At 63.9% G+C, this 24,244-nt stretch carries 24 protein-coding genes; 20 read left to right on the top strand and 4 right to left on the bottom strand.

Annotated features, from left to right (window positions below; translation table 11 throughout):
- The first annotated feature begins 27 nt into the window (after window positions 1-27).
- From BLX41_RS32010 to BLX41_RS31985, 6 genes are all read left to right on the top strand, one after another.
- Window positions 28-705, top strand: coding sequence for a helix-turn-helix transcriptional regulator (locus BLX41_RS32010; RefSeq protein WP_185073893.1), 678 nt, complete (start codon window positions 28-30; stop codon window positions 703-705).
- Window positions 696-2,180, top strand: coding sequence for an alpha/beta hydrolase (locus tag BLX41_RS32005; protein WP_221179232.1), 1,485 nt, complete (start codon window positions 696-698; stop codon window positions 2,178-2,180). Before BLX41_RS32010 ends, BLX41_RS32005 begins: the two co-directional genes overlap by 10 nt.
- A gap of 90 nt (window positions 2,181-2,270) precedes the next feature.
- Window positions 2,271-2,741, top strand: coding sequence for a sn-glycerol-3-phosphate transporter (locus BLX41_RS32000; protein ID WP_123728135.1), 471 nt, complete (start codon window positions 2,271-2,273; stop codon window positions 2,739-2,741).
- Between the two features lie 178 nt (window positions 2,742-2,919).
- Window positions 2,920-4,404 (top strand): aldehyde dehydrogenase family protein, encoded by a 1,485-nt coding sequence (locus tag BLX41_RS31995; RefSeq protein WP_123728099.1) that lies wholly within the window; start codon window positions 2,920-2,922, stop codon window positions 4,402-4,404.
- Between the two features lie 92 nt (window positions 4,405-4,496).
- Entirely contained in the window at window positions 4,497-5,189 is a 693-nt protein-coding gene (locus BLX41_RS31990; RefSeq protein ID WP_123728134.1) for an AzlC family ABC transporter permease, read from the top strand.
- Window positions 5,186-5,503: a hypothetical protein gene (locus tag BLX41_RS31985; RefSeq protein WP_123728098.1), complete on the top strand. Its 318-nt coding sequence runs from the start codon at window positions 5,186-5,188 to the stop codon at window positions 5,501-5,503. Before BLX41_RS31990 ends, BLX41_RS31985 begins: the two co-directional genes overlap by 4 nt.
- 18 nt (window positions 5,504-5,521) lie before the next feature.
- Here the strand turns inward: BLX41_RS31985 and BLX41_RS31980 are convergent, their stop codons facing one another.
- Both BLX41_RS31980 and BLX41_RS31975 read right to left on the bottom strand, forming a co-directional pair.
- Entirely contained in the window at window positions 5,522-5,992 is a 471-nt protein-coding gene (locus tag BLX41_RS31980) for a hypothetical protein (RefSeq protein WP_123728097.1), read from the bottom strand.
- Window positions 5,986-6,441 carry a glucosaminidase domain-containing protein gene (locus tag BLX41_RS31975; protein ID WP_259745462.1) on the bottom strand — a complete coding sequence of 152 codons (456 nt, stop codon included), beginning with the start codon at window positions 6,439-6,441 and terminating at the stop codon, window positions 5,986-5,988. The genes BLX41_RS31980 and BLX41_RS31975 overlap by 7 nt, the downstream gene beginning before the upstream one ends.
- A gap of 224 nt (window positions 6,442-6,665) precedes the next feature.
- Between BLX41_RS31975 and BLX41_RS31970 the strand changes: the two genes are divergently transcribed.
- The gene (locus BLX41_RS31970; RefSeq protein ID WP_123728095.1) at window positions 6,666-6,878 is read left to right on the top strand and encodes a FecR/PupR family sigma factor regulator; all 213 of its coding nucleotides are present in this window, start codon (window positions 6,666-6,668) and stop codon (window positions 6,876-6,878) included.
- 11 nt (window positions 6,879-6,889) lie between these two features.
- Here the strand turns inward: BLX41_RS31970 and BLX41_RS31965 are convergent, their stop codons facing one another.
- Window positions 6,890-7,834 carry a site-specific integrase gene (locus BLX41_RS31965; RefSeq protein WP_123728094.1) on the bottom strand — a complete coding sequence of 315 codons (945 nt, stop codon included), beginning with the start codon at window positions 7,832-7,834 and terminating at the stop codon, window positions 6,890-6,892.
- Between the two features lie 481 nt (window positions 7,835-8,315).
- Here BLX41_RS31965 and arnB point away from each other — a divergent pair, with 481 nt between their 5' ends.
- The 11 genes from arnB to BLX41_RS31910 all read left to right on the top strand — a co-directional run bounded on the left by arnB (window position 8,316) and on the right by BLX41_RS31910 (window position 20,325).
- Window positions 8,316-9,455: a UDP-4-amino-4-deoxy-L-arabinose aminotransferase gene (gene arnB, locus BLX41_RS31960; protein WP_123728093.1), complete on the top strand. Its 1,140-nt coding sequence runs from the start codon at window positions 8,316-8,318 to the stop codon at window positions 9,453-9,455.
- A gap of 5 nt (window positions 9,456-9,460) precedes the next feature.
- Window positions 9,461-10,480, top strand: a complete 1,020-nt coding sequence (gene arnC, locus BLX41_RS31955) for an undecaprenyl-phosphate 4-deoxy-4-formamido-L-arabinose transferase (protein ID WP_123728092.1) — start codon at window positions 9,461-9,463, stop codon at window positions 10,478-10,480.
- Entirely contained in the window at window positions 10,477-12,483 is a 2,007-nt protein-coding gene (arnA, locus tag BLX41_RS31950) for a bifunctional UDP-4-amino-4-deoxy-L-arabinose formyltransferase/UDP-glucuronic acid oxidase ArnA (protein ID WP_123728091.1), read from the top strand. The genes arnC and arnA overlap by 4 nt, the downstream gene beginning before the upstream one ends.
- Window positions 12,483-13,367 (top strand): 4-deoxy-4-formamido-L-arabinose-phosphoundecaprenol deformylase, encoded by an 885-nt coding sequence (gene arnD, locus BLX41_RS31945; RefSeq protein ID WP_123728090.1) that lies wholly within the window; start codon window positions 12,483-12,485, stop codon window positions 13,365-13,367. Before arnA ends, arnD begins: the two co-directional genes overlap by 1 nt.
- Window positions 13,364-15,013 (top strand): lipid IV(A) 4-amino-4-deoxy-L-arabinosyltransferase, encoded by a 1,650-nt coding sequence (gene arnT, locus BLX41_RS31940; RefSeq protein ID WP_123728089.1) that lies wholly within the window; start codon window positions 13,364-13,366, stop codon window positions 15,011-15,013. The genes arnD and arnT overlap by 4 nt, the downstream gene beginning before the upstream one ends.
- A complete protein-coding gene (arnE, locus tag BLX41_RS31935; protein ID WP_123728088.1) occupies window positions 15,010-15,354 on the top strand; it encodes a 4-amino-4-deoxy-L-arabinose-phosphoundecaprenol flippase subunit ArnE in 345 nt (114 codons plus the stop codon). Before arnT ends, arnE begins: the two co-directional genes overlap by 4 nt.
- On the top strand, window positions 15,351-15,764 hold the full coding sequence (gene arnF, locus BLX41_RS31930) for a 4-amino-4-deoxy-L-arabinose-phosphoundecaprenol flippase subunit ArnF (protein ID WP_123728087.1): 414 nt from the start codon (window positions 15,351-15,353) through the stop codon (window positions 15,762-15,764). Before arnE ends, arnF begins: the two co-directional genes overlap by 4 nt.
- Complete coding sequence (locus tag BLX41_RS31925; RefSeq protein WP_123728086.1) at window positions 15,761-17,125, top strand: UDP-glucose dehydrogenase family protein; 1,365 nt, start codon at window positions 15,761-15,763, stop codon at window positions 17,123-17,125. Before arnF ends, BLX41_RS31925 begins: the two co-directional genes overlap by 4 nt.
- Window positions 17,126-18,751 carry an ArnT family glycosyltransferase gene (locus tag BLX41_RS31920; RefSeq protein WP_123728085.1) on the top strand — a complete coding sequence of 542 codons (1,626 nt, stop codon included), beginning with the start codon at window positions 17,126-17,128 and terminating at the stop codon, window positions 18,749-18,751.
- A 42-nt stretch (window positions 18,752-18,793) separates the two neighbouring features.
- Window positions 18,794-19,309, top strand: a complete 516-nt coding sequence (locus tag BLX41_RS31915) for a GNAT family N-acetyltransferase (RefSeq protein WP_123728084.1) — start codon at window positions 18,794-18,796, stop codon at window positions 19,307-19,309.
- Window positions 19,310-19,620: 311 nt separating this feature from the next.
- Window positions 19,621-20,325 carry an HPP family protein gene (locus tag BLX41_RS31910; protein WP_123728083.1) on the top strand — a complete coding sequence of 235 codons (705 nt, stop codon included), beginning with the start codon at window positions 19,621-19,623 and terminating at the stop codon, window positions 20,323-20,325.
- Window positions 20,326-20,511: 186 nt separating this feature from the next.
- Here the strand turns inward: BLX41_RS31910 and BLX41_RS31905 are convergent, their stop codons facing one another.
- Window positions 20,512-21,375, bottom strand: a complete 864-nt coding sequence (locus tag BLX41_RS31905) for a LysR family transcriptional regulator (protein WP_123728082.1) — start codon at window positions 21,373-21,375, stop codon at window positions 20,512-20,514.
- A gap of 274 nt (window positions 21,376-21,649) precedes the next feature.
- On the opposite strand from BLX41_RS31905, the gene BLX41_RS31900 reads away from it, so the two are divergent.
- Both BLX41_RS31900 and BLX41_RS31895 read left to right on the top strand, forming a co-directional pair.
- Entirely contained in the window at window positions 21,650-22,756 is a 1,107-nt protein-coding gene (locus BLX41_RS31900) for an enoyl-CoA hydratase/isomerase family protein (RefSeq protein WP_123728081.1), read from the top strand.
- A gap of 4 nt (window positions 22,757-22,760) precedes the next feature.
- On the top strand, window positions 22,761-23,912 hold the full coding sequence (locus BLX41_RS31895; protein ID WP_123728080.1) for an acyl-CoA dehydrogenase family protein: 1,152 nt from the start codon (window positions 22,761-22,763) through the stop codon (window positions 23,910-23,912).
- Window positions 23,913-24,244: the final 332 nt, after the last annotated feature.

Here is a 24,244-nt window from a genome sequence, read left to right as displayed (position 1 = left end):
CACTTGCGCATTGGTTAATGGCCCAGCATGTCCTCGATATCCTCCCCTGCCGAGAAGAAGAACCCCGGAGCCACCGCCGAGCGGATTCTGTTTCTGCTGAAAACCCGCGGCCCCTTGAAAACAGCTGACCTGGCCCCGCTGCTCAAGGTTTCCCTGGAAGCCACCCGCCAGCAGCTACAAAAGCTGCTGGACGGCGAGCTGATCGCCGGGCAGATGATGCCGGCCCAGGGCGCCGGGCGACCGTCGCAGAAATGGGTGTTGACCGAGCAGGCCCAGGCCCGCTTTCCCGACACCCATGCCCACCTGACCCTGCAGCTGATCGATTCGATTCGCGCGGTCTATGGGGCCGACGGCGTGGAGCGCATCGTCACTGACATGGAGCGGGTCAACACGGCGCAGTACCTCGACGTCTGCGCCCCGCTGCCGACTTTGGAAGAACGGGTCCGGGCCCTGGCGCACATCCGTGAAGTTGCCGGCTACATGGCCAGCGTCGAGGCCGACGGCGACGGCTGGCTGTTGATCGAGAGTCACTGCCCGATCTGTGTCGCCGCCCAGCAGTGCCAGGGCTTCTGCCGCTCCGAACTACAGGTGTTCCAGGCCGCCATTGGCGACCTGGGCCAAGTGCAGCGCGTGGAACACCTGATTACTGGCGATCGACGCTGCGTCTATCGCATCGGTGCCACCCAACCGAGTTCCTGCCCGTGATCGCCCCTGCCCTGTCCCGCCTGCTCAAGCGCGGCGCGCTGATCCTTGGCGTTGCCGCATTCACCCTGCTGGCCTGGCGCGCCTTCGACAGTGAGCGGGGTCCGGCATTGCAACCCTGGCACCTGCGGGTGCCCCATGAACTGAGCATCGAACAGATCGACAGCGCCGACTGGGCGGCCTGGCTGCAGGCCGAGGACCGCTTGTTTGCCGAAGTCCGGCATGAAGTCAGCGACCGCCTGGACCCGACCCAGGTCCCGCCCTTCAACCGTTATCGCGTGGACAGCCGGGTCTACCCGCCCCGCTTTGCCACCGACTGGAACCGCTCCTACCTGCTGCGGCCCCCCGGCACGCCACGGGGCGTGGTGGTACTGCTGCACGGTTTGACCGACTCGCCCTACAGCTTGCGCCACGTTGCCCGACGCTACGTCGAGCACGGTTACCTGGCCATCGGCCTGCGCCTGCCCGGCCACGGCACCGTGCCGGCCGGCCTGACCGACGCCCATTGGCAGGACTGGCTGGCCGCCACCCGCCTGGCCCTGCGTACCGCCCGGGCCGAAGTCCCGGCGCCTGCGCCCTTGCATATCGTTGGTTACTCCAACGGCGGTGCCCTGGCGGTCAAGTACGCCCTGGACGCCCTCGACGATCCGCAGTTGCCACAAGCCCAGCGCCTGGTGCTGATTTCACCGATGATCGGCGTGGCCCCGTCGGCACGCTTTGCCGGCCTGGCCGGCTGGCCTGCGGTGTTTCCGGCCTTCAGCAAGGCGGCCTGGCTGAGCCTGCGTCCGGAATACAACCCGTTCAAGTACAACTCGTTTCCGGTCAATGGCGCGCGCCAGTCGTGGCTGCTGACCGACGCCCTGCAAAGCCAGCTGCTGGCCAGGGTGGGTGACCCGCGCCTGAACCGGTTGCCACCGATCCTCAGCTTCCAGTCACTGACCGATGCTACGGTCAGTACTCCTGCCCTGGTCACCGGCCTGTACCGGCAACTGCCGGCCAATGGCAGTGAGCTGGTGATTTTCGACCTCAACCGGGATCGGGACTTCGAAGGCTTGCTGGACCCCGCCAGCCTCACCTCCCTGGCCAGCCTGCTGCCGGCACCGCCGCGCAACTACAGCACCCGGGTGCTGACCAATGAAGGCGCCGGCGGCGCGAACCTGGACGAGGTCAACACCCCTGCCCTGAGCCTGGACAGCCGTCGACGGCCTCTGGAGCTGGCCTATCCGGCGGGGGTGTTTTCCTTGTCCCACGTGGCCTTGCCGTTCCCTGTGGACGACGGTTTGTACGGCACCCAGCCCAACCCCGGGGAAGACTTCGGCGTGCACCTGGGCACCATCGCCGCCCGTGGCGAACGCGGCGTGCTGGTGGTGCCCATGGATGAGCTGATGCGCCTGACCGCCAACCCGTTCTTCCCCTACCTGATCCGCCGCATCGAAGCCGATATAGATCAAGCAACAGTTCAATCATTGATTCGCTGAATAGCCGGATGTTAGCGTCAGCCCCCTTTGCCCCCCTTGATTTGCGAGGGGGCACGACTGCCTTGATCGCAGGAAATCCTGATGAACCCCATGCTTCGAACCCATGCCGCGGGCCTGGCCCTGCTGCTGGCCGCCGCCACCCAGACACTGCAAGCCGCCGAGCAACAGGACTACTGGTACGTGCAGACCAGCGTCTACACCAACCACTGGAGCAACGATCCCGACCACAACAACCACCAGGACCTGATCGGCCTGGAGCGCAACTACGCCGACGGCCAATTGTGGGGCGTGAGCACCTTTCGCAACTCCTTCTCTCAACGCTCGTACTACGCCTACCTCGGCAAGGCCTGGGAGCATGCCGACTGGCCGGTCTACGCCAAGCTCAGCGGCGGCCTGATCCAGGGCTACAAGGGCGACTACAAGGACAAGATCCCGCTGAACCACTTTGGCGTGGCGCCGGTGCTGATTCCTGCGGTGGGCGTACATTACGGGCCGGTGGGCAGCGAACTGGTGGTGCTGGGCGCTGCTGCGGTGATGGTCAACGTCGGCTACCGTTTCTGAGCCCCCGGCAAGCTTCGCACAATCGTACAAGACGCTGTCCCGTCCCCTTTCCTAGACTCCCCCGACGAATGACCGAGGCCCCGCTCCGGGTCTTTGCCCGGGCCGGCATCGCCCTGGTTTCAGCGACGTGGCATCCACACAGTTGCCAGTCTCGGCACACTTGGAAAGGGACCTTCCAATGCATGGTTTTCAACCCCGGACCCCGCAGTTCTATATCAATCCGCTGTTCCTTCCGGCGTCCGGCAGTGGTTCGCGCCTGGCGGTGAATCCCGCCACGCTGGAGCCTGTCGGACAGATCAGCGACTGCCACCAGAGCGATATTCGCCTCACCGTGGACGCAGCCAACGTCGCCCATGATCTGTGGCGCCTGCTGGAGGGGGATCAGCGCAAGCTGCTGCTGCATCAGTTGGCCGACAGCATCGACGCCGCCAGCGCCCTCAACCGGCAGATTGTCCAGCTGATGATCCTCGAACAGGCGCTGACCCTGGCTGAGGCCAGCCATGAGCTGAAACACTGTGCGGCGATCGTGCGCTACTACGCGGATCTGGCCGACACCGGCAGCCCGACTCCAGCCCCCGGCATGCCGGGCTCGGCGCGGCGCCAGGTGCGCTACGAGCCCTACGGGGTCAGCGTGCACATCCTGCCTTTCGCCCAGGGCATCGTGCTGATGTGCCGGACGGTGGCGGCGGCACTGGCCGCGGGCAACAGTTGCATTGTCAAACCTGCGGAACACGCCACCCTGTCCACCCTGGCGTTCATGCAGCACTTTGTCGGCCTGCCGGCGGGCCTGGTGTCCTGCCTCCCCGGAGATGCCCGCACCGGACAATGGCTGCTGCAGTCCTCCGGCACCCACGCCGTGGCCTTCACCGGCAGTGTCGCCGCCGGCAGCGCGGTGGCGGTGACCTGCGCGGAGCTGCTCAAACCCTGTGTGATCGAGAGCGCCGGGCGCGGCTCGATGATCGTGTCCCGGCATGCCCGATTGGACCTTGCCGCTGCCTGCGGCGTAAGCGCCGCCTTCGGTCGCAGTGGCCAGACTTGCCTGGCGATCCAGCACTTCTTTGTCGAAGAATCGATCCATGATCAGTTCGTCCGCCAGTTCATCGAGCTCAGCCGCGTCCAGTGTCAGGGGCACCAGGCGGCCTGCTCCATTGGCCCATTGATCAGCGAAGCGGCGCGGCAAAAGGTCATGCGGCTGGTGAACGATGCCCTGGCCAAAGGCGCGACACGGGTGGCCGGCGCGGATGAATGCCCGGATGCGCCGGTGCTCGGCTGGTTTCATCCGTGGGTGATTCTCACCGAGATCGACGACGACATGGCCATTACCCAGGAAGAGTGCCTGGGGCCGGTGGCCCTGATTCGCCGAGTGACTGATCTTGGCGAGGCCGTGCAACTGGCCAACGACTGTCCTGCCAGCGTTGAAGCGACCCTGTTCTGCAATGATCCGGCGCATGCGCTGCTGGCCTGCCAACGGCTCCTGGCCACCCGGGTCCGGATCAACCCGGCGGTCTCTGCCGACAGCGCCACTGATGGCAGTCACTGGTTCGATGACCTGTCCCCCAGGGCATTGGACGCCTTCCGGCGCCCCAAGACTGTAGTGGGGCAAGACCTCGGCCAGGCACTCTCGGCCTCTGGCGATTTTGACCAGGTCGCATCGGGGAGATAGCCCAGGGACATGGCTCAGAGAGATGACGTTCGTGTGTGCTTCACGCAGCGGTGATTCAAAGAGGGGGGAAATTTATGCAGGTCGAGCAACAGATGCAATTATCACAAAACACACCAGGAGCCCTGCGCAGGGTGGCCCCGGCCGCGTTGGCCATTGTCCCGGTGAGCATGCTGTTCGGAATGCTGGCAGGCCGCGCCGACTGGTCGCTGCTGGAGGTGGCGCTGGTGGGGCTGCTGGGATTCACCGGCAGCGCTCAGTTCGCCGCCCTGCCACTGGCCCAGTCGGGAGCCGGGTTCTTCACCCTGTTGCTGGTCTCGGCCTCGATCAACAGCCGTTACCTGCCCATTGCCTTCACCTCGAGCCCGCGGTTGCCCCGGGGGTTCCTGCAGAAGGCCGGTGCGGCCCATATGCTCGGGGACGAGGCCTACGCCACCGAGCACGAACGGGACAATCCGGCCACGGTGCTGGTGATACGCGGGACGATTTTCCTGACCTGGGCTCTGGCCGGGGTTCTGGGGGCATGGCTGGGTCAATGGCTGCCCCAGCAGTGGATCGGCAGCGAGGTCAACCTGGGCTACCCCGCCAGCGTAGTGCTGATGTACCTGTCGCTGGCGCAGTTGCGCAGCCGCTTGGGCCTTGCGCACGAGCGCCGCCCGGCCATCTTGTCGATGGTCACCCTCTGTGTGGCGCTGACCCTGGTACTGATCATGTTGTTGGGCACCCTGTATTTCTGGATTCCCGGTGTACTGATCAGCACGGCCTTGCTGACGAGGACCAAGCTATGACCGATTCGGCCTGGATCACCATCGCCGCACTGTTGGCCACCAGTTGCCTGGTGCGGATCATTCCGGCGTTCGTCAGCATCCGTATGCAACCCGGCCTGCAGCGTTGCCTGGAGCGGGTGCTGCCGGTGGCGGTGTTCATCAACTTCGCGGTGTACATCGCTTTCAGCGAGATGAGCCGCGAGCCCCTGGCAGCCTCGGTGTCCCTGCTGCTGGTGGGAGCCTTTGCCCTGAGCAACAGCCTGGGGCTGATCAGCACCGCGGCGATCGGCACCGCGACCTATTTTGCAGTGCTGCACCTGACCGCCGCGGCCTGATACACGCAGGTGCCAGGACTATGGTTCATCCTCGCAACCCAGTCCCTGGCGCTGAGGGTTTTCATCCGCCAGGGTCTTGCCGGTACGGGCCATGATCTGCCCCTGCAGGGCCCGCAACGCACTGCCGTCCAGACGCTTGCAGCTGTTGATCTCCCAGACATCGCCGGTGGCGGTGCTCACCGAGAACAGCCCCCAGTACTCAGTGGCGCCGGCCTTGGGGTCGTTGTAGCCGAGGCTGAAGTCGAAGTACCCCGGATGCGGCGGCTGGCCGTTGTCGTCCTGCAGGTCCCCATCGACAAAGACCCCGGGCTTGTCCAGTTGATAGTCCTGATGCTTCAAGGCCACCAGCAGCACTTCCTGGGCCTGCTCGCGGGTCAGTCCCGTGGCCTTGACCTCGGCCGGCTGCAGGGCGGTACCGGCACAGGCGACGAGCGCAGCGCAGGCCAGGGGCAGGCCCAGCAACCATGAGTGGGGATTTTTTCTCAGCACGCCATGCGCCCTCTGACCGCGACGATGATCTTCGCCAGGTACTCGGCGAAACCGTTGCGCCCACCGGTGGCAGCGTCGCCGCTGTTGTAGCCGCTGCGCACCAGGGCCTGGGCAAACTCCATCGGGTCGCGCTTGCTGCGCACCGACGAGCCATAGCGCAAGGCGAAGGACTGGGCGCATTTCTGGAAAGAGTCGAACTTCGCCACCTTGATGCTGGCGTTGCCCTGGGGCGCCTCGGCACCGCTCTGCAGGGGCGCCGGGGCATGCAGGGAGAAATAGTTGTTGAGCTCGCGGGCAATGCGTCCGGCGCCGTACTGGCTCTCCTGGGCCGCCAGGCCGAGGATGTTTTCCACCGGCAGGTCCAGTTGATCGGCGATCGGCTGGCAAGCCGCCTTGTACTTGCTGACAAAGGTGACGGCCTGGGTGTTGTTGCACAGTTTTGCGCTCAAGATTGCTCCCTCATTTGACTGGTCGATTCCATTTGCCACAGGTGAAACATGCCGATTATAGAGCAGCATCCCGGCCTTGCCTCAGACCTGGGCGCCGATACGAATGACTGATTTCACGCAAACAATTGACGCTTTTTTCTCGTTATACACTCTAGATTGCAAGTGATTTCTACGTGCCGCACGTCTCCTTCATGACGAGCGCCACTTTGAACAAGGACAGAGCGATGAACAGTCCTGCCAGCGAAGCAGATGAATACTTGATGATGCAGGCCGCCCATTGGTGCATACGCCTGCGTGAGACCGATTGCAGCCTGGATGAACGCCGGGCGTTCGAAGACTGGCTGCAGAGCGATCCAAGCCACGCGTTTGAATACGCCAAAATGCTCGAGGCCTGGGACTTTACCGGGCATCTGTCCCCTTCCCTGCCGACCTCCTGAGCGGCCGGTACTCACAGGTCGAAGCGGTCGATGGCCCGGCGCCGTTCATTGTCGTCACGCATGTCATAGCTGGCGGTGGTCTGGATATTGGTGTGGTGCGCCAGCTTCTGGGCGATCGACAGGTCATGCTCCTCGATCACCCGGGTAATGAACGAACGACGAAAGTCGTGGGGCATGATCCGCACGCCGACCTGGGCGCCGCGCTGGCGAGCGATGTAGTAGATGGCGTGCTTGCTGATGCGTTCACGGGTGATATGACCGCCGCGACGAATCCGGTTGAACAGAAAAGCATCGTCCTCCAGGCCTTCGGGCAGGTACGCACGGCGCAGTTCCAGCCAGGCCTGCAGCTTGTCGAAGGCCCAGGTGGGGGCATACTTGATCAGTTGCTTGTTGCCCTTGGCCAGCACCTGCAGGCTGCGCTGGGCGAAGTCCACCTGGGCCAGGTCCAGGTTCACCGATTCGGACTTGCGCATGCCCGAGCCATAGAGCACCGCAATGATGGCCGCGTCGCGCACGCCCTGGGGGCGCGGGTCGGCGGCACACACCGCCATCAGGTCCTGGATCAGGCCGCGCTTGAGATTGCGCCCCCGGGACAGGCGTGTACCGCCCATGGCCTTGACCGAGCGCATTTTCAGCAGGTGGTCCTGGCTGATCAGGCTGCTGCGCCAGGCTTCGTTCATCACCCCGCGCAGGGCATTGACGTACAGCGACGAGGTGCTCGGGGCATAGCCGTCACGGCGCAATGTGGCCACCAGGGCCGTTACCTGTTCGGGTTGCAGTTGATGCCAGGGGATGTCCTCAAGGTTGAGCTCGTCATAACCCAGGCGGTCGGCGGCGTCCTGCAGCACGTAACGCAGGGTCGACTGGCTGGAGGGGGCCAGGCGCGCCAGGTACAGGCTCAACGGGTTGGTCTTGTGCGAGCGGTCGGCCGCGGCCGGTTGTTCCTGGGAAGTCATGCTGCCCCCGAAACCAGAGACGACACCGGAGTGCAGCGTCCTGCACCGTTCATGGCCCTGCTCAAGGCACCGTGCAAAGCCCCCCGCAAGCGCTCCTTCAAGCCCTTGTTCAAGCCCTTGAAAGCGCTGCCGGCACCCCGCCACGCTACAACCTTGACAACAAACTGAACACTAGCTGTCTGGCCCGCAGAAAAACGGACTTTTGCCCTATTTTTCATATTCGTTTCACATTTTTCCGCTTAATCTCAGCCACCAACACGCCACCTGCCAAACGCAGTGCTTTCTCAGGTTGCCAAGATAACACCTTGATCCGCATTTACTTTTAACAAACATCGTCTTTACTCAAACGCTGCATGGATCGCCACCCCGGCCCAATAACTGGATGAGCCTTGATGACTGCATGACCGCCCCCCCTTCCCATCAATCGTTCGTTCATTCGCATCACCCCGTATTTCCAGCATCCGCTAAACCCGAGGTAACCATGAACCAGGCTTTCCTTCCTTTCTCGCGCCCGAGTATTGGCGACGAAGAGATCGCTGCAGTGGAGCAGGTTCTGCGCTCCGGCTGGATCACCACCGGCCCGAAAAACCAGGAACTGGAACAGCAGTTCGCCGACCGCGTCGGCGCTCGCCATGCCGTGGCCCTGTCGTCGGCCACCGGCGCCATGCACATCACCCTGCTGGCCCTGGGCATTGGCCCCGGCGACGAAGTGATCACCCCGTCCCAGACCTGGGTCTCCACGGCCAACATGATCTGCCTGCTGGGGGCTACTCCGGTATTCGTCGATGTCGACCCCGACACCCTGATGAGCGACGCAGCCACCATCGAAGCGGCCATCACGCCACGGACCAAGGCCATCATCCCGGTGCACTATGCCGGTGCCGCCTTCGACCTGGACCCGCTGTACGCCCTGGCGGACAAGCACGGCATTGCGGTGATCGAAGATGCCGCCCACGCGGCCGGTACTGTCTATCGCGGCCGGGCCATCGGCGCCCAGGGCACGGCGATCTTCTCCTTCCACGCCATCAAGAACATGACCTGCGCCGAAGGTGCGATGTTCGTCAGCGATGACCAGGCCCTGGCCGACCGGGTGCGCATGCTCAAGTTCCACGGCCTGGGCGTGGACGCCTACGATCGCCTGACCCACGGCCGCAAGCCCCAGGCCCAGGTGATCGAACCCGGATTCAAGTACAACCTGGGAGACATCAACGCCGCCATCGCCCTGGTGCAATTGCAGCGCCTGGACCAGATCAACGCCCGGCGCGAAGTGCTGGCCAAGGCTTACCTGGAGCGCCTCAAAGGTCTGCCGGTACAGCCCCTGCACCTGCCCCAGTACCCGCAGCAGCACGCCTGGCACCTGTTCATCCTGCGTATCGACGCCGAACGCTGCGGCCTGGACCGTGAAGCCTTCATGAAGGGCCTGCAGGAACAGAACATCGGCACCGGCATCCACTTCATCGCCACTCACCTGCATACCTATTACCGACAGCGCTTCCCCGATGTGCGGCTACCACACACCGAATGGAACTCGGCGCGTCTATGCTCGATTCCACTGTTCCCGGACATGACCCTCGACGATGTCGAGCGGGTCTCCGGTGCCATTGCCAACCTCCTGGACTGAAGCCTTTGAAACCTTACCCAATCCAGTTCGTGTCGATCGTCATTCCGGTCTACAACGAAGAACAGAGCCTGCCCGAGCTGCTGCGGCGCACCGAGGCGGCCTGCCGCCAGCTCAAGCACGAGTTTGAAATCGTCCTGGTGGACGACGGCAGCCGCGACGAGTCGGCGAACATCCTGCAGGAAGCCGCCGAGCGTGAAGGCAGCCCGGTAGTGGCGGTGATCCTCAACCGCAACTACGGTCAGCACGCAGCGATCATGGCCGGCTTCGAGCAGTGCCGCGGCGATGTGGTCATCACCCTCGACGCCGACCTGCAGAACCCGCCGGAAGAAATTCCGCGCCTGGTGGCCCAGGCCGAGCTCGGTTATGACGTGGTCGGCACCGTGCGCAACAACCGCCAGGACTCGGCCTTCCGCCGCTGGCCGTCAAAACTGATCAACCTGGCCGTGCAGCGCTCCACCGGTGTGGCCATGAGCGACTACGGCTGCATGCTGCGGGCCTACCGTCGCACCATCATCGACGCGATGCTGGCCTGCACCGAGCGCAGTACCTTTATCCCGATCCTGGCCAACAGCTTCGCCCGGCACACCACCGAAGTGCTGGTGGAGCACGCCGAGCGCGAGCACGGCGACTCCAAGTACAGCCCGATGCGCCTGATCAATCTGATGTTCGACCTGATCACCTGCATGACCACCACGCCCCTGCGGCTGCTGAGCATCATCGGCTTCGGCATGGCCGGCCTCGGCGCGCTGTTCGCCCTGATGCTGATCGTGCTGCGGCTGATCTTCGGCGCCACCTGGGCCGGCGACGGCACCTTCGTGCTGTTCGCGGTGCTGTTCGTGTTCACCGGTGGCCAATTCATCGGCATGGGTCTTTTGGGTGAATACCTGGGACGCATGTACAGCGACGTGCGGGCCCGCCCGCGCTTCTTCATCGAAAAAGTCTTGCGCAGCCAGCCGGCGGTCCCCGCCCCGGCTGTCACTGTCGACGGTTTAACTTCCACTCATACTGATCAGGTTTCGCCATGAGCAATAAAGCTGTTGTCTTCGCCTACCACGATATTGGCTGTGCAGGCATCGAAGCCCTGCTCAATGCAGGCTACGAGATCGCTGCCGTGTTCACCCACGCCGACGATCCCAAGGAGAACACCTTCTACGGCTCCGTCGCCCAGCTGTGCGCCCGCAAAGGCATTGCCGTGCATGCCCCGGAAGATGCCAACCACCCGCTGTGGATCGAGCGCATCAGCAAACTCGACCCGGACTACCTGTTCTCCTTCTACTACCGCAATCTGCTGAGCGAACCCCTGCTGGCCACCGCTCGCAAGGGTGCGTTCAACCTGCACGGCTCCCTGCTGCCGCACTACCGTGGCCGCGCACCGGCCAACTGGGTGCTGGTCAAGGGCGAAACCGAGACCGGCGTGACCCTGCATCGCATGGTCAAGCGCGCCGATGCCGGCGCCATCATTGCCCAGCAGCGCGTAGCCATCGAGCGCAGCGATACGGCGCTGAGCCTGCACCACAAACTGCGTGACGCCGCTGCCAGCCTGCTGCGCGACACCCTGCCGGCGCTGGCCCAGGGCAAGATCACCGAGACCGCCCAGGACGAGTCCAAGGCCAGCTACTTCGGTCGTCGTACCGCCGCAGACGGCAAGCTGGAGTGGAAACGCCCGGCCGAAGAGCTGTTCAACCTGGTACGTGCGGTCACTCAACCGTACCCGGGCGCTTTCTGCGCCGTCGGCGAGCACAAGCTGATTGTCTGGAGTGCCGAAGTTGCAAAAGGCAACGAAGGCCAGGCCCCGGGCCGGGTCATCAGCGTCGACCCGCTGCGCATCGCCTGTGGCGAAGACTCCCTGGTGATCACCTCCGGCCAGCGCAACGCCAACGGCCTGTACCTGGGCGGCCCGCAACTGGCCAATGAACTGGGCCTGGTGGATGGTTCCCTGCTGCGCGGTGCCGAGTCCGGGCGCAAGCCGCGTCGTACCCGCGTGCTGATCCTCGGTGTCAACGGCTTTATCGGTAACCACCTGTCCGAGCGTCTGCTGCGCGACGACAAGTACGACGTCTACGGCCTGGACATTGGCTCCGACGCCATCGAGCGCCTGCGCAGCCATCCGAACTTCCACTTCGTCGAAGGCGATATCAGCATTCACTCCGAGTGGATCGAATATCACATCAAGAAGTGCGACGTGGTCCTGCCGCTCGTGGCCATCGCCACCCCGATCGAATACACCCGCAACCCGCTGCGCGTGTTCGAGTTGGACTTCGAAGAGAACCTCAAGCTGGTTCGCTACTGCGTCAAGTACAACAAGCGCGTGATCTTCCCGTCGACTTCGGAAGTCTATGGCATGTGCCAGGACAAGAACTTCGACGAAGACACTTCCAACCTGATCGTTGGCCCGATCAACAAGCAACGCTGGATCTACTCGGTGTCCAAGCAACTGCTGGACCGGGTGATCTGGGCTTACGGCGCCAAGGGCCTGAACTTCACCCTGTTCCGTCCGTTCAACTGGATGGGCCCGCGCCTGGACCGTCTGGACTCGGCCCGTATCGGCAGCTCCCGTGCCATTACCCAGCTGATCCTCAACCTGGTGGAAGGCACGCCGATCCGTCTGTTCGACGGTGGCGAGCAGAAGCGTTGCTTCACTGACATCGCCGACGGCATCGAAGCCTTGGCACGCATCGTCGACAACGACAACGACTGCTGCAACGGCCAGATCATCAACATCGGCAACCCGGACAACGAAGCCAGCATCCGTCAGCTGGGCGAAGAACTGCTGCGTCAGTTCGAAGCGCACCCGCTGCGCAGCAACTTCCCGCCGTTCGCCGGTTTCCGCGACGTCGAGAGCAAGGCGTTCTACGGTGCCGGCTACCAGGACGTGGAACACCGCAAGCCGAGCATCGCCAACGCCAAGCGCCTGCTGAACTGGGAACCAACCGTGGAGATGAGCCAAACCATCGGCAACACCCTGGACTTCTTCCTGCGTGAAGCCATGCTGGAAATCGCCGATCGTTCCAAAGAAGAAGCTCGCTGATGCAGGCAGGTCTGCGCATTGATGTCGATACCTACCGCGGCACCCGGGAGGGGGTGCCGCGGCTGCTCGAATCGCTGGACGAAGCCGGGGTCAAGGCCACGTTCTTCTTCAGCGTCGGGCCGGACAACATGGGGCGCCACCTGTGGCGCCTGATCCGTCCGCAGTTCCTCTGGAAAATGCTGCGATCCAATGCCGCGGGCCTGTACGGCTGGGACATTCTCCTGGCCGGCACTGCCTGGCCGGGCAAACCCATTGGCCGGGACCTGGGGCATCTGATGCGCCAGACCCTGGCCGCCGGCCATGAAGTCGGCCTGCACGCCTGGGATCACCACGGCTGGCAGGCCAACACCGGGCGCTGGAGTCAGGCACAGCTGATCGAACAGATCCGCCGTGGCGTCGACAGCCTCAACGATATTCTCGGGCAAGCGGTGAGCTGCTCGGCGTCTGCCGGTTGGCGCGCCGATGAACGCGTCATCGAAGCCAAGCAACAGTTCGGCTTTCGCTACAACAGCGACTGCCGCGGCCAGAGCCTGTTCCAGCCACAACTGGCGGACGGCAGCCTGGGCGCACCACAGATTCCAGTGGACCTGCCGACCTTCGACGAAGTGGTCGGGCCGGTGGTGGCCGCCAAGGATTTCAACCGCTACATCCTCGACCGGTTCAGTCCGAACAAACTCAACGTCTATACCGTGCATGCAGAAGTAGAAGGGATTCTCATGGCCAACGATTTCCGCCAATTGCTGGCCAGCGCCAAGCAACGCGACATCCACTTCCAACCCTTGGGGGACATGCTCCCGGCGGACCTCGCCAACCTGCCCGCGGGCAAAGTCGTGCGTGGCGCGCTGGAAGGCCGTGAAGGCTGGCTGGGAGTGCAAGGCGCATGACCAGACGTTGGGCGCTGCCGCTGCTGCTGATCGCTTTCGGCCTGTTCTACCTGTTGCCCATGGCCACCCACGGCCTGTGGATTCCCGATGAAACCCGTTACGCGCAGATCAGCCAGGAAATGCTCCTGAGCGGCAAATGGGCGTCGCCGCACTTCATGGGCATTCGCTATTTCGAGAAACCCGTGGCCGGTTATTGGATGATCGCCATCGGCCAGGCGCTGTTTGGCGACAACCTGTTTGGCGTGCGCGTGGCCTCGGCCCTGAGCACCGGCCTCAGCGTGGTCCTGGCCTATCTGTTGGCCCGGCGCCTGTGGAACGATCCGCGCAAGAGCCTGGCCAGCGCCCTGCTCTACATGAGTTTTACCGTGGTGGCGCTGCAAGCCGGCTACGCCAACCTCGATCCGCAGTTCACCTTCTGGGTCAACCTGAGCCTGGTGGCACTGTGGTTCACCTTCGACTGCCAGACCCGACGCGGACAGATCGGCGCCTGGGTGCTGTTGGGCCTGGCCTGCGGCATGGGCTTCATGACCAAGGGCTTTCTCGCCTGGCTGCTGCCGGTGTTGGTGGCCCTGCCCTACGCGGTGTGGCAGAAGCGCCTGCGTTCGCTGCTGATTTATGGCGGTATCGGCGTGCTGGTGGCGATTCTGGTCAGCCTGCCCTGGGCCCTGGCGGTGCATGCCCAGGAACCTGACTACTGGAGGTTCTTCTTCTGGCACGAGCACATCCGCCGCTTTGCCGGTGAAGACGCGCAGCACGCCTCGCCCTGGTGGTACTACCTGCCATTGCTGGTGGGCTTCTGCGTGCCCTGGGTGCTGCTGTTGCCGGCCAGCCTGAAGCAGGCCTGGGAACAACGGCGCCTGAACAGCAGCGGCTTCCTGCTGCTGTGGCTGGTGCTGCCCCTGGCGTTCTTCAGCCTGAGCAAGGGCAAGTTGCCGGCCTACATCCTGCCGTGCCTGCTGCCCCTGGCCCTGCTGATGGGCCACACCCTGGTGGACCGTCTGGCCGCCGGCAAGACCCGGATCGTCAGCCTCAATGGTGTGCTCAACCTGCTGGCCGGCCTGTTGGCCCTGCTGGCCCTGGTGTACTTCCAGCTGAAAAAGCCGGTGTATGTGGACGAACCCCAGCATCTGGTCCTGGTGTACGTCCTGTTGCTGGGCTGGATCATCAGCAACCTGTTGCAGGCCATGCGCCCCTTGAGCCTGTGGGCCGCCCCGGCCCTGGGCAGCTTCCTGCTGGTGGCCCTGGCCCCGGCGGCGCTGCCGAACAAGGTGGTCTACAACAAGATTCCCGACCAGTTCATCATCGATCACGTGGCCGAGCTGGGTCAGGCCAAAGCCCTGCTGAGCAACGACCTGGGCGCGGCTTCCGCGCTGGCCTGGCGTCTGCGTCGCCCTGACGTGACTCTTTACAACACCCAGGGCGAAGTGAAATACGGCCTGGGCTACGAGGACACTGCGGCACGCAAGGTCGACCTGAACCAAGTCCAGCCGTGGATCGAGCAAGCCCGTAAGCAAGGCTCGATCGGTGTAGTGATGCGGGTCAAGAGCAGCGACGAGGAACATGAAGTCGAGCTGCTGCCCAAGGATGCCAAGCGCTACGAGCAAGGCAATATCGTGATCTTCATCATTCCCCAGAGTCAGCCATGAGTCTGTTGTTGCTCTTGCTTGCCTGCGGGCTGACCTGCCTGGGCCAGGTGGCGCAGAAGTTTGCCGTGGAAAGCTGGCGTGACCAGCCTTCCGGCATCCTGCAAAAACTGCGTTCCGGCTGGCTGTGGCTGGCCCTGTTCAGCCTCGGCCTGGGCCTGCTGGTGTGGCTCCTGGTGCTGCAACGCATGGAGGTGGGCGTGGCCTACCCGATGCTCAGCCTGAACTTCGTGTTCATCACCCTGATCGCGCGCTTGGTCTTCCATGAGCCCATCGACCGCCGCCATTGGCTCGGCGTGGCCCTGGTAATCGGTGGCGTGCTGCTGTTGAGTCGCCACGCATGAGCCGGGTCAAGGGCTTTGCCTTCGCCCTGGGCAGTGTGGCCCTGGTCAGCGGCGCCCAGTTGGGCATGCGCTGGAGCATGACCCGCCTGCCCGCCCCGGACCAGTGGCTGTCGGCCCTGAGTGCCGGCAGCGTCGACCTCGCGGCTCTGGCAGTGGTGATCGCGGCCATCGGCGCTTACGCCCTGTCGATGCTCTGTTGGCTCCTGGCGCTACGCGATCTGCCCCTGGGCCGGGCCTACTCGCTGCTGAGCATCAGCTACGCGCTGGTCTACCTGCTGGCCGCCAGCCTGCCGCTGTTCAACGAACCCTTCACGCTTTCCAAAAGCCTTGGAGTGGCCTTGGTCATCCTCGGCGTGATCACCATCAACTCTCGATCTGCACCCGCGACAAGTCCCAGGAATACCCCATGAAAATCAGCGTATTTGGAAGTGGTTACGTCGGCCTAGTACAAGCCGCCGTGTTGGCTGAAGTCGGCCACGATGTCATCTGCATGGACATTGACGAGCAAAAGGTCCAGCAGCTGCAACAGGGGCATGTGAGCATCTTCGAACCCGGGCTTGCCAGCCTGGTGAAGGAAAACCTCGAAGCCAAGCGCCTGCACTTCACTACCGATGAAAAACTCGCGGTGCAACACGGCCAGGTGCTGTTCATCGCCGTGGGCACGCCTTCCAGCGAAGACGGCTCGGCAGACCTGCGCTACGTGCTGTCGGTGGGCGACGCCGTAGCCCGCCACCGCCAGCAACCGGTGATTCTGGTGGAGAAGTCCACCGTTCCAGTGGGCACCGGCGACACCCTGAAGGCGCACATTGAAAAAGCCCTGGAAGGCCGCGCCCTGGAATTCGATATCGTCTCCAACCCGGAATTCCTCAAGGAAGGCTCGGCGGTCAGCGACTGCCGTCGCCCGGACCGGATCGTCATCGGCTGCGAGCGCGAAGCGGTGCAGGATGTGATGCGCGATCTCTACGCGCCGTTCAACCGCAACCACGACCGCATCATGTTCATGGACCTGCGCAGCGCCGAGCTGACCAAGTACGCGGCCAACTGCATGCTGGCCACCAAGATCAGCTTCATCAACCAGATCGCCGAGCTGGCCGAGCACCTGGGGGCCGACATCGAATCGGTACGCTTGGGCATCGGCGCCGACTCGCGGATCGGCTATCACTTCATCTACCCCGGTTGCGGCTACGGCGGCTCCTGCTTCCCCAAGGACATGCGCGCGCTGATCCACAGCGCCGAGCAGGCCCACTGCTCCAGTGACCTGTTGCAAGCGGTGGAAGCCATCAACGAACGGCAGAAACACAAGCTGTTCGAACGCATCAAGGCGTTCTACAAAGGCGACCTTGAAGGCAAGACCTTTGCCCTCTGGGGCCTGGCGTTCAAGCCCAACACCGACGACATGCGCGACGCACCGAGCCGAGTGCTGCTGGACGCGCTGTTCGCGGCCGGCGCTGAAGTCCGAGCCTTCGACCCGGAAGCGATGCAGGAAACCCAGCGTTTGTACCCGGACGAGTCGCGCCTGATGCTCATGGGCACGCCGGAATCGGTACTCGCCGGCGCCGATGCCCTGATCATCTGCACCGAATGGCAGCAGTTCAAGGCACCGGATTTCGAGCTGATCCAACAGCGGCTCAAGGCTCCGGTGATCTTCGACGGACGCAACCTGTACGACGCCGAACGCCTGGCGCGCAACGGTTTCACTTACTTCCCGATCGGTCGCGGTGAATCGCGCCACCTGCCGATTCCTCATCAGCAGTGGTCCACCGAGGCTTGAATGAACCCGCAGTCCAGCTCCCCTTCGAACACATTACTTTGGCAATCGTTGGCGCTGGGGCTGCTGGCCTTGCTGCTGTTCTGCGCCGGTGCCGGCCACGATTCGGCCATCGGTTTCGACTCGCGCTTCGTGCTCTTCGCCAAGGAAATGCTGCGCCATGGGCCGGGGTTCTTCCCCACCACCTATGGCCAGCCCTACGCTGACTATTCCAGCGCCTCGACCCTGCTGGTGTGGCTGTTCTCCCTGCCTACCGGGCAGGTCACCAGCTTCACCGCCTGGCTGCCGACGGCCATTGCTTCGGCGCTGATCGTCAGCCTGATCTATCGCTTGCTGGCGCCCTACTCCCGCACCTGGGCCCTGCTCAGCGTGGCCTTGCTGCTGCTGAGCAATACCTTTATCAGCGAAACCCGTGCCGTCTCCCTGGACCAGATGCTCGCCGCGGTATCCCTGGCGGTGTTCTACCTCGGCTATGCCCACGACCATTTCGGTGCCCGCCGGCACCTGGGCTGGATCTTCCTGCTGCTGGTGCTGGGCTTTGCCATTCGCGGGCCCATCGGCCTGGTGATTCCCACCGGCATGCTGTGCAGTTACTACCTGCTCAACGGTCAATGGCGCCGTTTGTTCGGCGTCGGTTTCAGCGCGCTGTTGCTGCTGGTGGCCTGCGTCGGCCTGCTGCTGTGGCTGGCCAAACTCAGCGGTGGCCAGGCCTTTGTCGACGATGTGATCCGCATGCAGTTCATGGGACGCATGGACGGCAGCGAAGGCTCCAGCGATGTCCTTTATTACTTCACCAGCTCTCTGGGCAACTACGCCCTGGCCTATCCCCTGGCGATCCTCGCCTGGGTTGCGGTGCTGCTGAGTCGTCCCGCGGAACAGGGCCCGGCCCTGAAATTGCTGCGCCTGTGCACCGCCGCCGGGTTGATCGTGATGATCGGCCTGTCGATTCCCCAGGCGAAGAAAGCCCGCTACCTGCTGCCGATGCTGCCCATGGCGGCGATCATCGCGGCTTATCCGTTCCAGGCCGGCCGCGGGCGGGTCATGGGCTGGCTGCGGGTGCTGATCCAGGGCCTGTGGCTGCTGCTGCCCGGGTTGCTGATGGTGGGGCTGCTGGTATTGCGCCGCAAATTCCCCGAACAACTCACGGCGCTCACGCCCATGCTGCTGATCCTCGGCCTGTTGCAGGCCGTGTCCCTGGGGCTGCTGTTCAAGCGCCAGTGGCGCGCCGTGGGCCTGGCCTACAGCGCGGTGCTGGCAGTCTGGACCTGTTACATCGGGGTCTTCGAACCGGTGGAGCACCGGCTCTATGACACCCGGGCGTTCAGTCGCGATGCCATGCAATTGATCGATGCCGATCCGGCGCCGGTGGTCCTGCACCGCATGGGCAAGGACGCCAAGGCGATCAAGTTCATGGTCAACCTGGATCGGGACCTGCAGCCACAGTTCACCGATCAGCCTGCCGCCCTGGCACAAGTGCCGGCCCCGGCCTGGGTGATTCTTGACCAGAGCGACCTGCCCAGCCTGCAAGGCACGCCACTGGCCGGGTTGAAACCGGTGCTGAACGGGCGTTTCGACAAGAATGACTTTGTCCTCCTGCACCTGCCCAAGGCCACTCAGGCACAACCCTGAAAGCGTTGCGCGGCCCCCTGCCGCCTCCTTACACTCGCGCCCATGACTATTCAGATTCGCCGGGCGCGAGTGGCCGATGCGGCCTTCCTCCCCGCCATAGAAACCTCGGCTGCGAAACTGTTTCGCAGTGATCCGCAACTGGCCTGGCTGGCAGACGCCGAAGTGGCCGATGCCCAGAGCCAGCGCGAGAACATCCAGCACCACCCGGTCTGGGTTGCAGTGGCAGTGGACGGCACCCGCTGTGCCTTTCTCAACGCACAGATCTGTGACCGGGAACTGCATGTCTGGGAGATTTCCGTCGCCAGCGGCCACCAGGGCCAAGGCATCGGCAAGCGCCTGTTGCGGGCGGCACGGCAATACGCCGGGGAGCAGCAGCTTGAAGCCCTGACCCTGAGCACCTTCCGCGAACTGCCGTGGAACGAACCCTTCTACCAGCGCCAGGGCTTTGTCACCCTCGAACCGGCACAGCTTGGCCCGCGGTTGCGCCAGGTCCTGGCCGATGAAACACAGCATGGCCTGCCCGCACCACGCCGCTGCGCCATGCGCCTGACCTTGTAGAAACGCACCGTCCCAGCTGGCTGTGGAACTGGCTGCAGGAGCTGGCTGTAGGAGCTGGCTTGCCAGCGAATGCGCCCTCAAGACCCAGACTCGACTCAAAGCCCCTTTCGCCGGCAAGCCGGCTCCTACGAGGGGCGTCAAACAGCAAAATAAATGCACTTAAACAGCATTATTATGAATTTGTCAGCTACACCAATGCTCGGCACACTGTGCCCGTTCCTCCCCCAAATGTTGGAACGTTCAAGGGCTTTCTGGTGATCCAGGCAAGCCCTTCTTTTTGCCCGTCGTTTAGCCCTGGACCCTTCTTGCCGATGTTTGCCCGCTGGAAACCCGCCGCCATCAATACCCGCCCCCTGGAATGGAGTCGCGCCGCCATCGGCATGGCCTTGGGCACCCTGTTCAGTGTCTGGCTCTGCGCCCAGGTGTTCGGCATGCCGGTGGCGCTGCACCTGATCGGCCCGCTGGGGGCTTCGGCAGTATTGTTGTTTGCCGTGTCTTCCGGCGCCCTGGCCCAACCCTGGTCGATCCTGGGCGGCTACCTGTGCGCCGGGGTCGTGGCCTTGCTGGTGGCCCATGTCCTAGGCCGGACCCTGGGCAGTGCCTGCCTTGCGGCGGGCATGGCCCTGGTGCTGATGTGCTGGTTGCGTTGCCTGCATCCCCCGGCCGGTGCCCTGGCCCTGACCCTGGTGCTGGCGGACCCGGCCAGCGTGGCCCTGGAGTGGCGGGAGCTGGGTCCGGTAATGCTCGCAGCGGCCAGCCTGTTGGCCAGTGCCCTGGCCTACAACAACCTGACGCGGATTCGTTACCCCAAGGGCCCGAGCGAGGCCCCGGTAGTGCTGCCCTCGGCGGCCCCCGTCGACAGCCTGGCGATCACCGCCGAAGACCTGAAATTGGCGTTGGCGGAGATGGAAGAATTCTTTGACGTCACCCCTGAGGACCTTGAGCAACTGATCCACGCCAGCGAAGCCCACGCCCGCCGGCGCAGCATTGGCCAAGTCCTGTCCTCGCGGCCCTGATAGCGCCCACCCTTCTCCCTTGCTGGCGTCGGGTGGCCAGCGAAGACAGCCTCAGCGCAAGACTCAAGGGCCTGTTCGCCGGCAAGCCGGCTCCTACAAGGGCATCGCCGATATTGCGCCAGGCATAGGAGCCGGCTTGCCGGCGAAGGCGCTCTCAAGCGCGACGCAAGAATCAAGTCAGCCGGTTCAAACCATGGGTGACCAGCGCTGGGACCAATCGTTGTCGCACTCGATCACCTCGCGCAGCACCGCGAACGCCTGCCGCAACGCCGCTGTATCCCGGTCCCGGGCATACAGCAGGTAGGTGGGAAAACTGAATTCCGGGGCCTTTTCCACCCGCTCCAGCACGCCGCTGTCCAGGTAGCTCTGCACCACGCGGGTACGGAAATAGCCGCTGCCACCGGCATCGAGAATGAACTGCAGCGCCAGGGGCCCAAGGTTGAAACCCACCGCCGCCTTGGCCTGCTCCGGCAATGCGGCGTCGTGCTGACGGCGAAAATCATCGCCCCAGTCGATGTACACATAAGGCTCGGGACGCCCCGCCAGGCGTACCTGGATCAGTTTTTCCTCCAGCAGTTGCTCCACCTGCAATCCCGCGCAATACAGCGGCTGGAACACCAGCGCTGCGTCCAGCACGCCCAACTCCAGTTGCCGCTGCAGGCTCGCGCCTTCGGCGATCTGGGTGCGCACCGCATGGTTGGGCAGTGCCTGGCGCAGGCGCCGCACCCAATTGAGCATCAGCGGGTTGCACAGGCTCTGCTCGCCGCCGATGTGCAGCACATTGCGATAGCCGGCCAGCAGCGGCAGGTCGCGTTGAGCCGCCTCCCAGGTCTGCACCAATTGGTTGGCATAGGGGATGAAGGCCTCACCGTCGGCGGTAGGTCGGGCGCCGGCGCGGTTGCGCACCAGCAGCTTGCAGTTGAGCTGGCCTTCCAGGTTCTGCACCCGGGCGCTGATGGCGGTCTGGGTCAGGTGCAGGCGTTCGGCGGCGGCGATCAGGCTGCCACTGCGGACGATTTCCAGGAAGGTGCGGGCCAGATCGATGTCCATGGTGCCTCGCCGGCAAAAAATTCGAGCGCCATTGTAGCGGCGCTCGCGCTGCTGTGCCCCTAGGCCGCGGACATTTGCCGGCGCGGCACCGGCGCTGTGGGCCAGGGCCGGGCCAGAGCACTGGCGCGAGATCGAGGGAGGCTTTTTCAACATGCAAAAATGCACAGCCAACCTGCAGTTTTCGGGGTTGTACTGGGCAAAATTGCACTGTTACGATCCGCCGATGCTCGCGCGCGAGCCTCATATAAAAAACAATAAAAGCAGGGAGTTAGTGATGACTGCTCAGGTTTCATCCCAGACGACACGGGACCTCGACGCCACCCCCGACGAAGTGCTGGTCGAGGTGCGCAACCACATCGGTCACCTGACCCTCAACCGTCCCGCCGGCCTCAATGCCATCACCCTGTCGATGGTGCGTACCTTGCAGCAGCAACTGGACACCTGGGCCCAGGACCCGCTGATCCACGCGGTGGTACTGCGCGGCGCCGGAGAAAAGGCCTTCTGCGCCGGCGGCGATATCCGCTCGCTGTACGACAGCTACCAGAGCGGCGAAACCCTGCACGAGGACTTCTTCGTCGAGGAGTACGCCCTGGACCTGACGATCCACCATTACCGCAAGCCGGTGCTGGCCCTGATGGACGGTTTTGTCCTCGGCGGCGGCATGGGCCTGGTGCAAGGCGCCGACCTGCGAGTGGTCACCGAGCGCAGCCGCCTGGCGATGCCGGAAGTGGCCATCGGTTACTTCCCGGATGTGGGCGGCAGCTACTTCCTCTCACGGATTCCCGGCGAACTGGGCATCTACCTTGGGGTCAGCGGCGTGCAGATCCGTGCCGCCGATGCCCTGTACTGCGGCCTCGCGGACTGGCACCTGGAGAGCGACAAACTGAGCCTGCTGGACCAGCGCCTGGATCGCCTGCACTGGAGCGACTCACCGCTCAAGGACCTGCAGGGCCTGCTGGCCAAGCTGGCGGTACAGACCTTGCCCGATGCGCCACTACAAGCCTTGCGCCCGGTCATCGACCACTTCTTCGCCCTGCCGGACATGGCCAGCATCGTCGAGCAATTGCGCAGCGTGACGGTTGCCGACAGCCACGAGTGGGCCAGGACCACCGCTGACCTGCTGCAAAGCCGTTCGCCCCTGGCCATGGCCGTGACCTTGCAGATGCTGCGCCACGGCCGCCAGTTGAGCCTGGAACAATGCTTCGCCCTGGAGCTGCATCTGGACCGTCAATGGTTCGAGCGTGGCGACCTGATGGAAGGCGTACGCGCCCTGATCATCGACAAAGACAAGACCCCCCGCTGGAATCCGCCGACCCTGGCAGCCCTTGAGGCCGAACGGGTAGCGAGTTTCTTCAGCGGTTTCGACGGCAGCGGGAGCTGAACTCATGCACGACATCGAATTGACCGAAGAACAAGTCATGATCCGCGACATGGCCCGGGATTTTGCCCGGGGCGAAATCGCGCCCCATGCCCAGGCCTGGGAAAAGGCCGGCTGGATCGACGACGCCCTGGTGCGCAAGATGGGCGAACTGGGCCTGCTGGGCATGGTGGTTCCCGAGCAATGGGGCGGCAGCTACCTGGACTACGTGGCCTACGCCCTGGCGGTGGAGGAGATCTCCGCCGGCGACGGCGCCACCGGGGCCCTGATGAGCATCCACAACTCGGTAGGCTGCGGGCCGATCCTCAACTACGGCAGCGAGCAACAGAAGCAAGCATGGCTGCCGCGCCTGGCCGCTGGCGAAGCCATCGGCTGTTTCTGCCTGACCGAACCCCAGGCCGGCTCCGAAGCCCACAACCTGCGCACCCGCGCCGAACTGCGGGACGGCCAGTGGGTGATCAATGGCGCCAAGCAGTTCGTCAGCAATGGCAAACGGGCGCAACTGGCCATTGTCTTCGCGGTGACCGACCCGGAACTGGGCAAGAAAGGCCTCTCGGCGTTCCTGGTCCCCACGGACACCCCGGGTTTTGTCGTCGACCGCACCGAACACAAGATGGGCATCCGCGCCTCGGATACCTGCGCCGTGACCCTCAACCAATGCACGATCCCCGAAGCCAACCTGCTGGGCGAGCGCGGCAAGGGCCTGGCCATTGCCCTGTCCAACCTCGAAGGCGGACGCATCGGCATTGCCGCCCAGGCCCTGGGCATCGCCCGTGCCGCTTTCGAAGCGGCCCTGGCCTACGCCCGGGAACGGGTGCAGTTCGACAAACCGATCATCGAGCACCAGAGCATCGCCAACCTGCTGGCCGACATGCACACCCGACTCAATGCCGCGCGCTTGCTGATCCTGCATGCCGCGCGCCTGCGCAGCGCTGGCCAGCCGTGCCTGTCCGAAGCCTCCCAGGCCAAGCTGTTCGCTTCGGAGATGGCCGAGAAAGTCTGCTCCTCGGCGATGCAGATTCATGGTGGCTATGGGTATCTGGAGGACTATCCGGTGGAGCGCTACTACCGCGATGCGCGAATTACCCAGATCTACGAAGGCTCCAGCGAGATCCAGCGCCTGCTGATTGCTCGCGAGTTGAAGCATTACCAGCTCTAGGCACCAGCGCCGCCCACAAAAAAATCGCAGCCCAGGCTGCGATTTTTTATGGCTGCTCCCCCGTAGGAGCCTGCCCCCTCGCAAGCCGCTTTCTACAACAAACGACACTGGATTTGCCGCCAGCACCGGCGATCTACGGCTGCAACTTCACCCCAAAGTGCTGACTGCCAAGGGGCTTTTTACCGGGGGTTAGTGCTAGAGATCATTCATCCAATTGTCCTTGGGCCTCAGCTCGGCCAGAAACTCTTCCAGCGTGTAGTCCTCTTCCACAATCGGCATCCGCGATACTGCAGGAGCAGCCGTTTCAGGTGTTACAGCGGCACCGTCGTCAT

The organism is Pseudomonas protegens, assembly GCF_003732485.1.
In the GTDB taxonomy this organism is placed as follows: domain Bacteria; phylum Pseudomonadota; class Gammaproteobacteria; order Pseudomonadales; family Pseudomonadaceae; genus Aquipseudomonas; species Aquipseudomonas protegens_B.
This window is presented reverse-complemented; position numbering and strand designations above follow the sequence as displayed.

Excerpts from the sequence above, each read along its gene's own strand:
- BLX41_RS31915 (WP_123728084.1), top strand. The coding sequence starts at position 18,794 with ATGACTATTCAGATTCGCCGGGCGCGAGTGGCCGATGCGGCCTTCCTC.
- arnF (WP_123728087.1), top strand. The coding sequence starts at position 15,351 with ATGAGCCGGGTCAAGGGCTTTGCCTTCGCCCTGGGCAGTGTGGCCCTG.
- BLX41_RS31985 (WP_123728098.1), top strand. The coding sequence starts at position 5,186 with ATGACCGATTCGGCCTGGATCACCATCGCCGCACTGTTGGCCACCAGT.
- BLX41_RS31965 (WP_123728094.1), bottom strand. The coding sequence starts at position 7,834 with ATGACTTCCCAGGAACAACCGGCCGCGGCCGACCGCTCGCACAAGACC.
- arnE (WP_123728088.1), top strand. The coding sequence starts at position 15,010 with ATGAGTCTGTTGTTGCTCTTGCTTGCCTGCGGGCTGACCTGCCTGGGC.
- BLX41_RS31920 (WP_123728085.1), top strand. The coding sequence starts at position 17,126 with ATGAACCCGCAGTCCAGCTCCCCTTCGAACACATTACTTTGGCAATCG.
- BLX41_RS31925 (WP_123728086.1), top strand. The coding sequence starts at position 15,761 with ATGAAAATCAGCGTATTTGGAAGTGGTTACGTCGGCCTAGTACAAGCC.
- BLX41_RS31905 (WP_123728082.1), bottom strand. The coding sequence starts at position 21,375 with ATGGACATCGATCTGGCCCGCACCTTCCTGGAAATCGTCCGCAGTGGC.
- arnT (WP_123728089.1), top strand. The coding sequence starts at position 13,364 with ATGACCAGACGTTGGGCGCTGCCGCTGCTGCTGATCGCTTTCGGCCTG.
- BLX41_RS32010 (WP_185073893.1), top strand. The coding sequence starts at position 28 with ATGTCCTCGATATCCTCCCCTGCCGAGAAGAAGAACCCCGGAGCCACC.
- arnD (WP_123728090.1), top strand. The coding sequence starts at position 12,483 with ATGCAGGCAGGTCTGCGCATTGATGTCGATACCTACCGCGGCACCCGG.
- BLX41_RS31895 (WP_123728080.1), top strand. The coding sequence starts at position 22,761 with ATGCACGACATCGAATTGACCGAAGAACAAGTCATGATCCGCGACATG.
- BLX41_RS31970 (WP_123728095.1), top strand. The coding sequence starts at position 6,666 with ATGAACAGTCCTGCCAGCGAAGCAGATGAATACTTGATGATGCAGGCC.
- arnB (WP_123728093.1), top strand. The coding sequence starts at position 8,316 with ATGAACCAGGCTTTCCTTCCTTTCTCGCGCCCGAGTATTGGCGACGAA.
- BLX41_RS31990 (WP_123728134.1), top strand. The coding sequence starts at position 4,497 with ATGCAATTATCACAAAACACACCAGGAGCCCTGCGCAGGGTGGCCCCG.
- BLX41_RS31900 (WP_123728081.1), top strand. The coding sequence starts at position 21,650 with ATGACTGCTCAGGTTTCATCCCAGACGACACGGGACCTCGACGCCACC.
- BLX41_RS31995 (WP_123728099.1), top strand. The coding sequence starts at position 2,920 with ATGCATGGTTTTCAACCCCGGACCCCGCAGTTCTATATCAATCCGCTG.
- BLX41_RS32000 (WP_123728135.1), top strand. The coding sequence starts at position 2,271 with ATGCTTCGAACCCATGCCGCGGGCCTGGCCCTGCTGCTGGCCGCCGCC.
- arnA (WP_123728091.1), top strand. The coding sequence starts at position 10,477 with ATGAGCAATAAAGCTGTTGTCTTCGCCTACCACGATATTGGCTGTGCA.
- BLX41_RS31910 (WP_123728083.1), top strand. The coding sequence starts at position 19,621 with ATGTTTGCCCGCTGGAAACCCGCCGCCATCAATACCCGCCCCCTGGAA.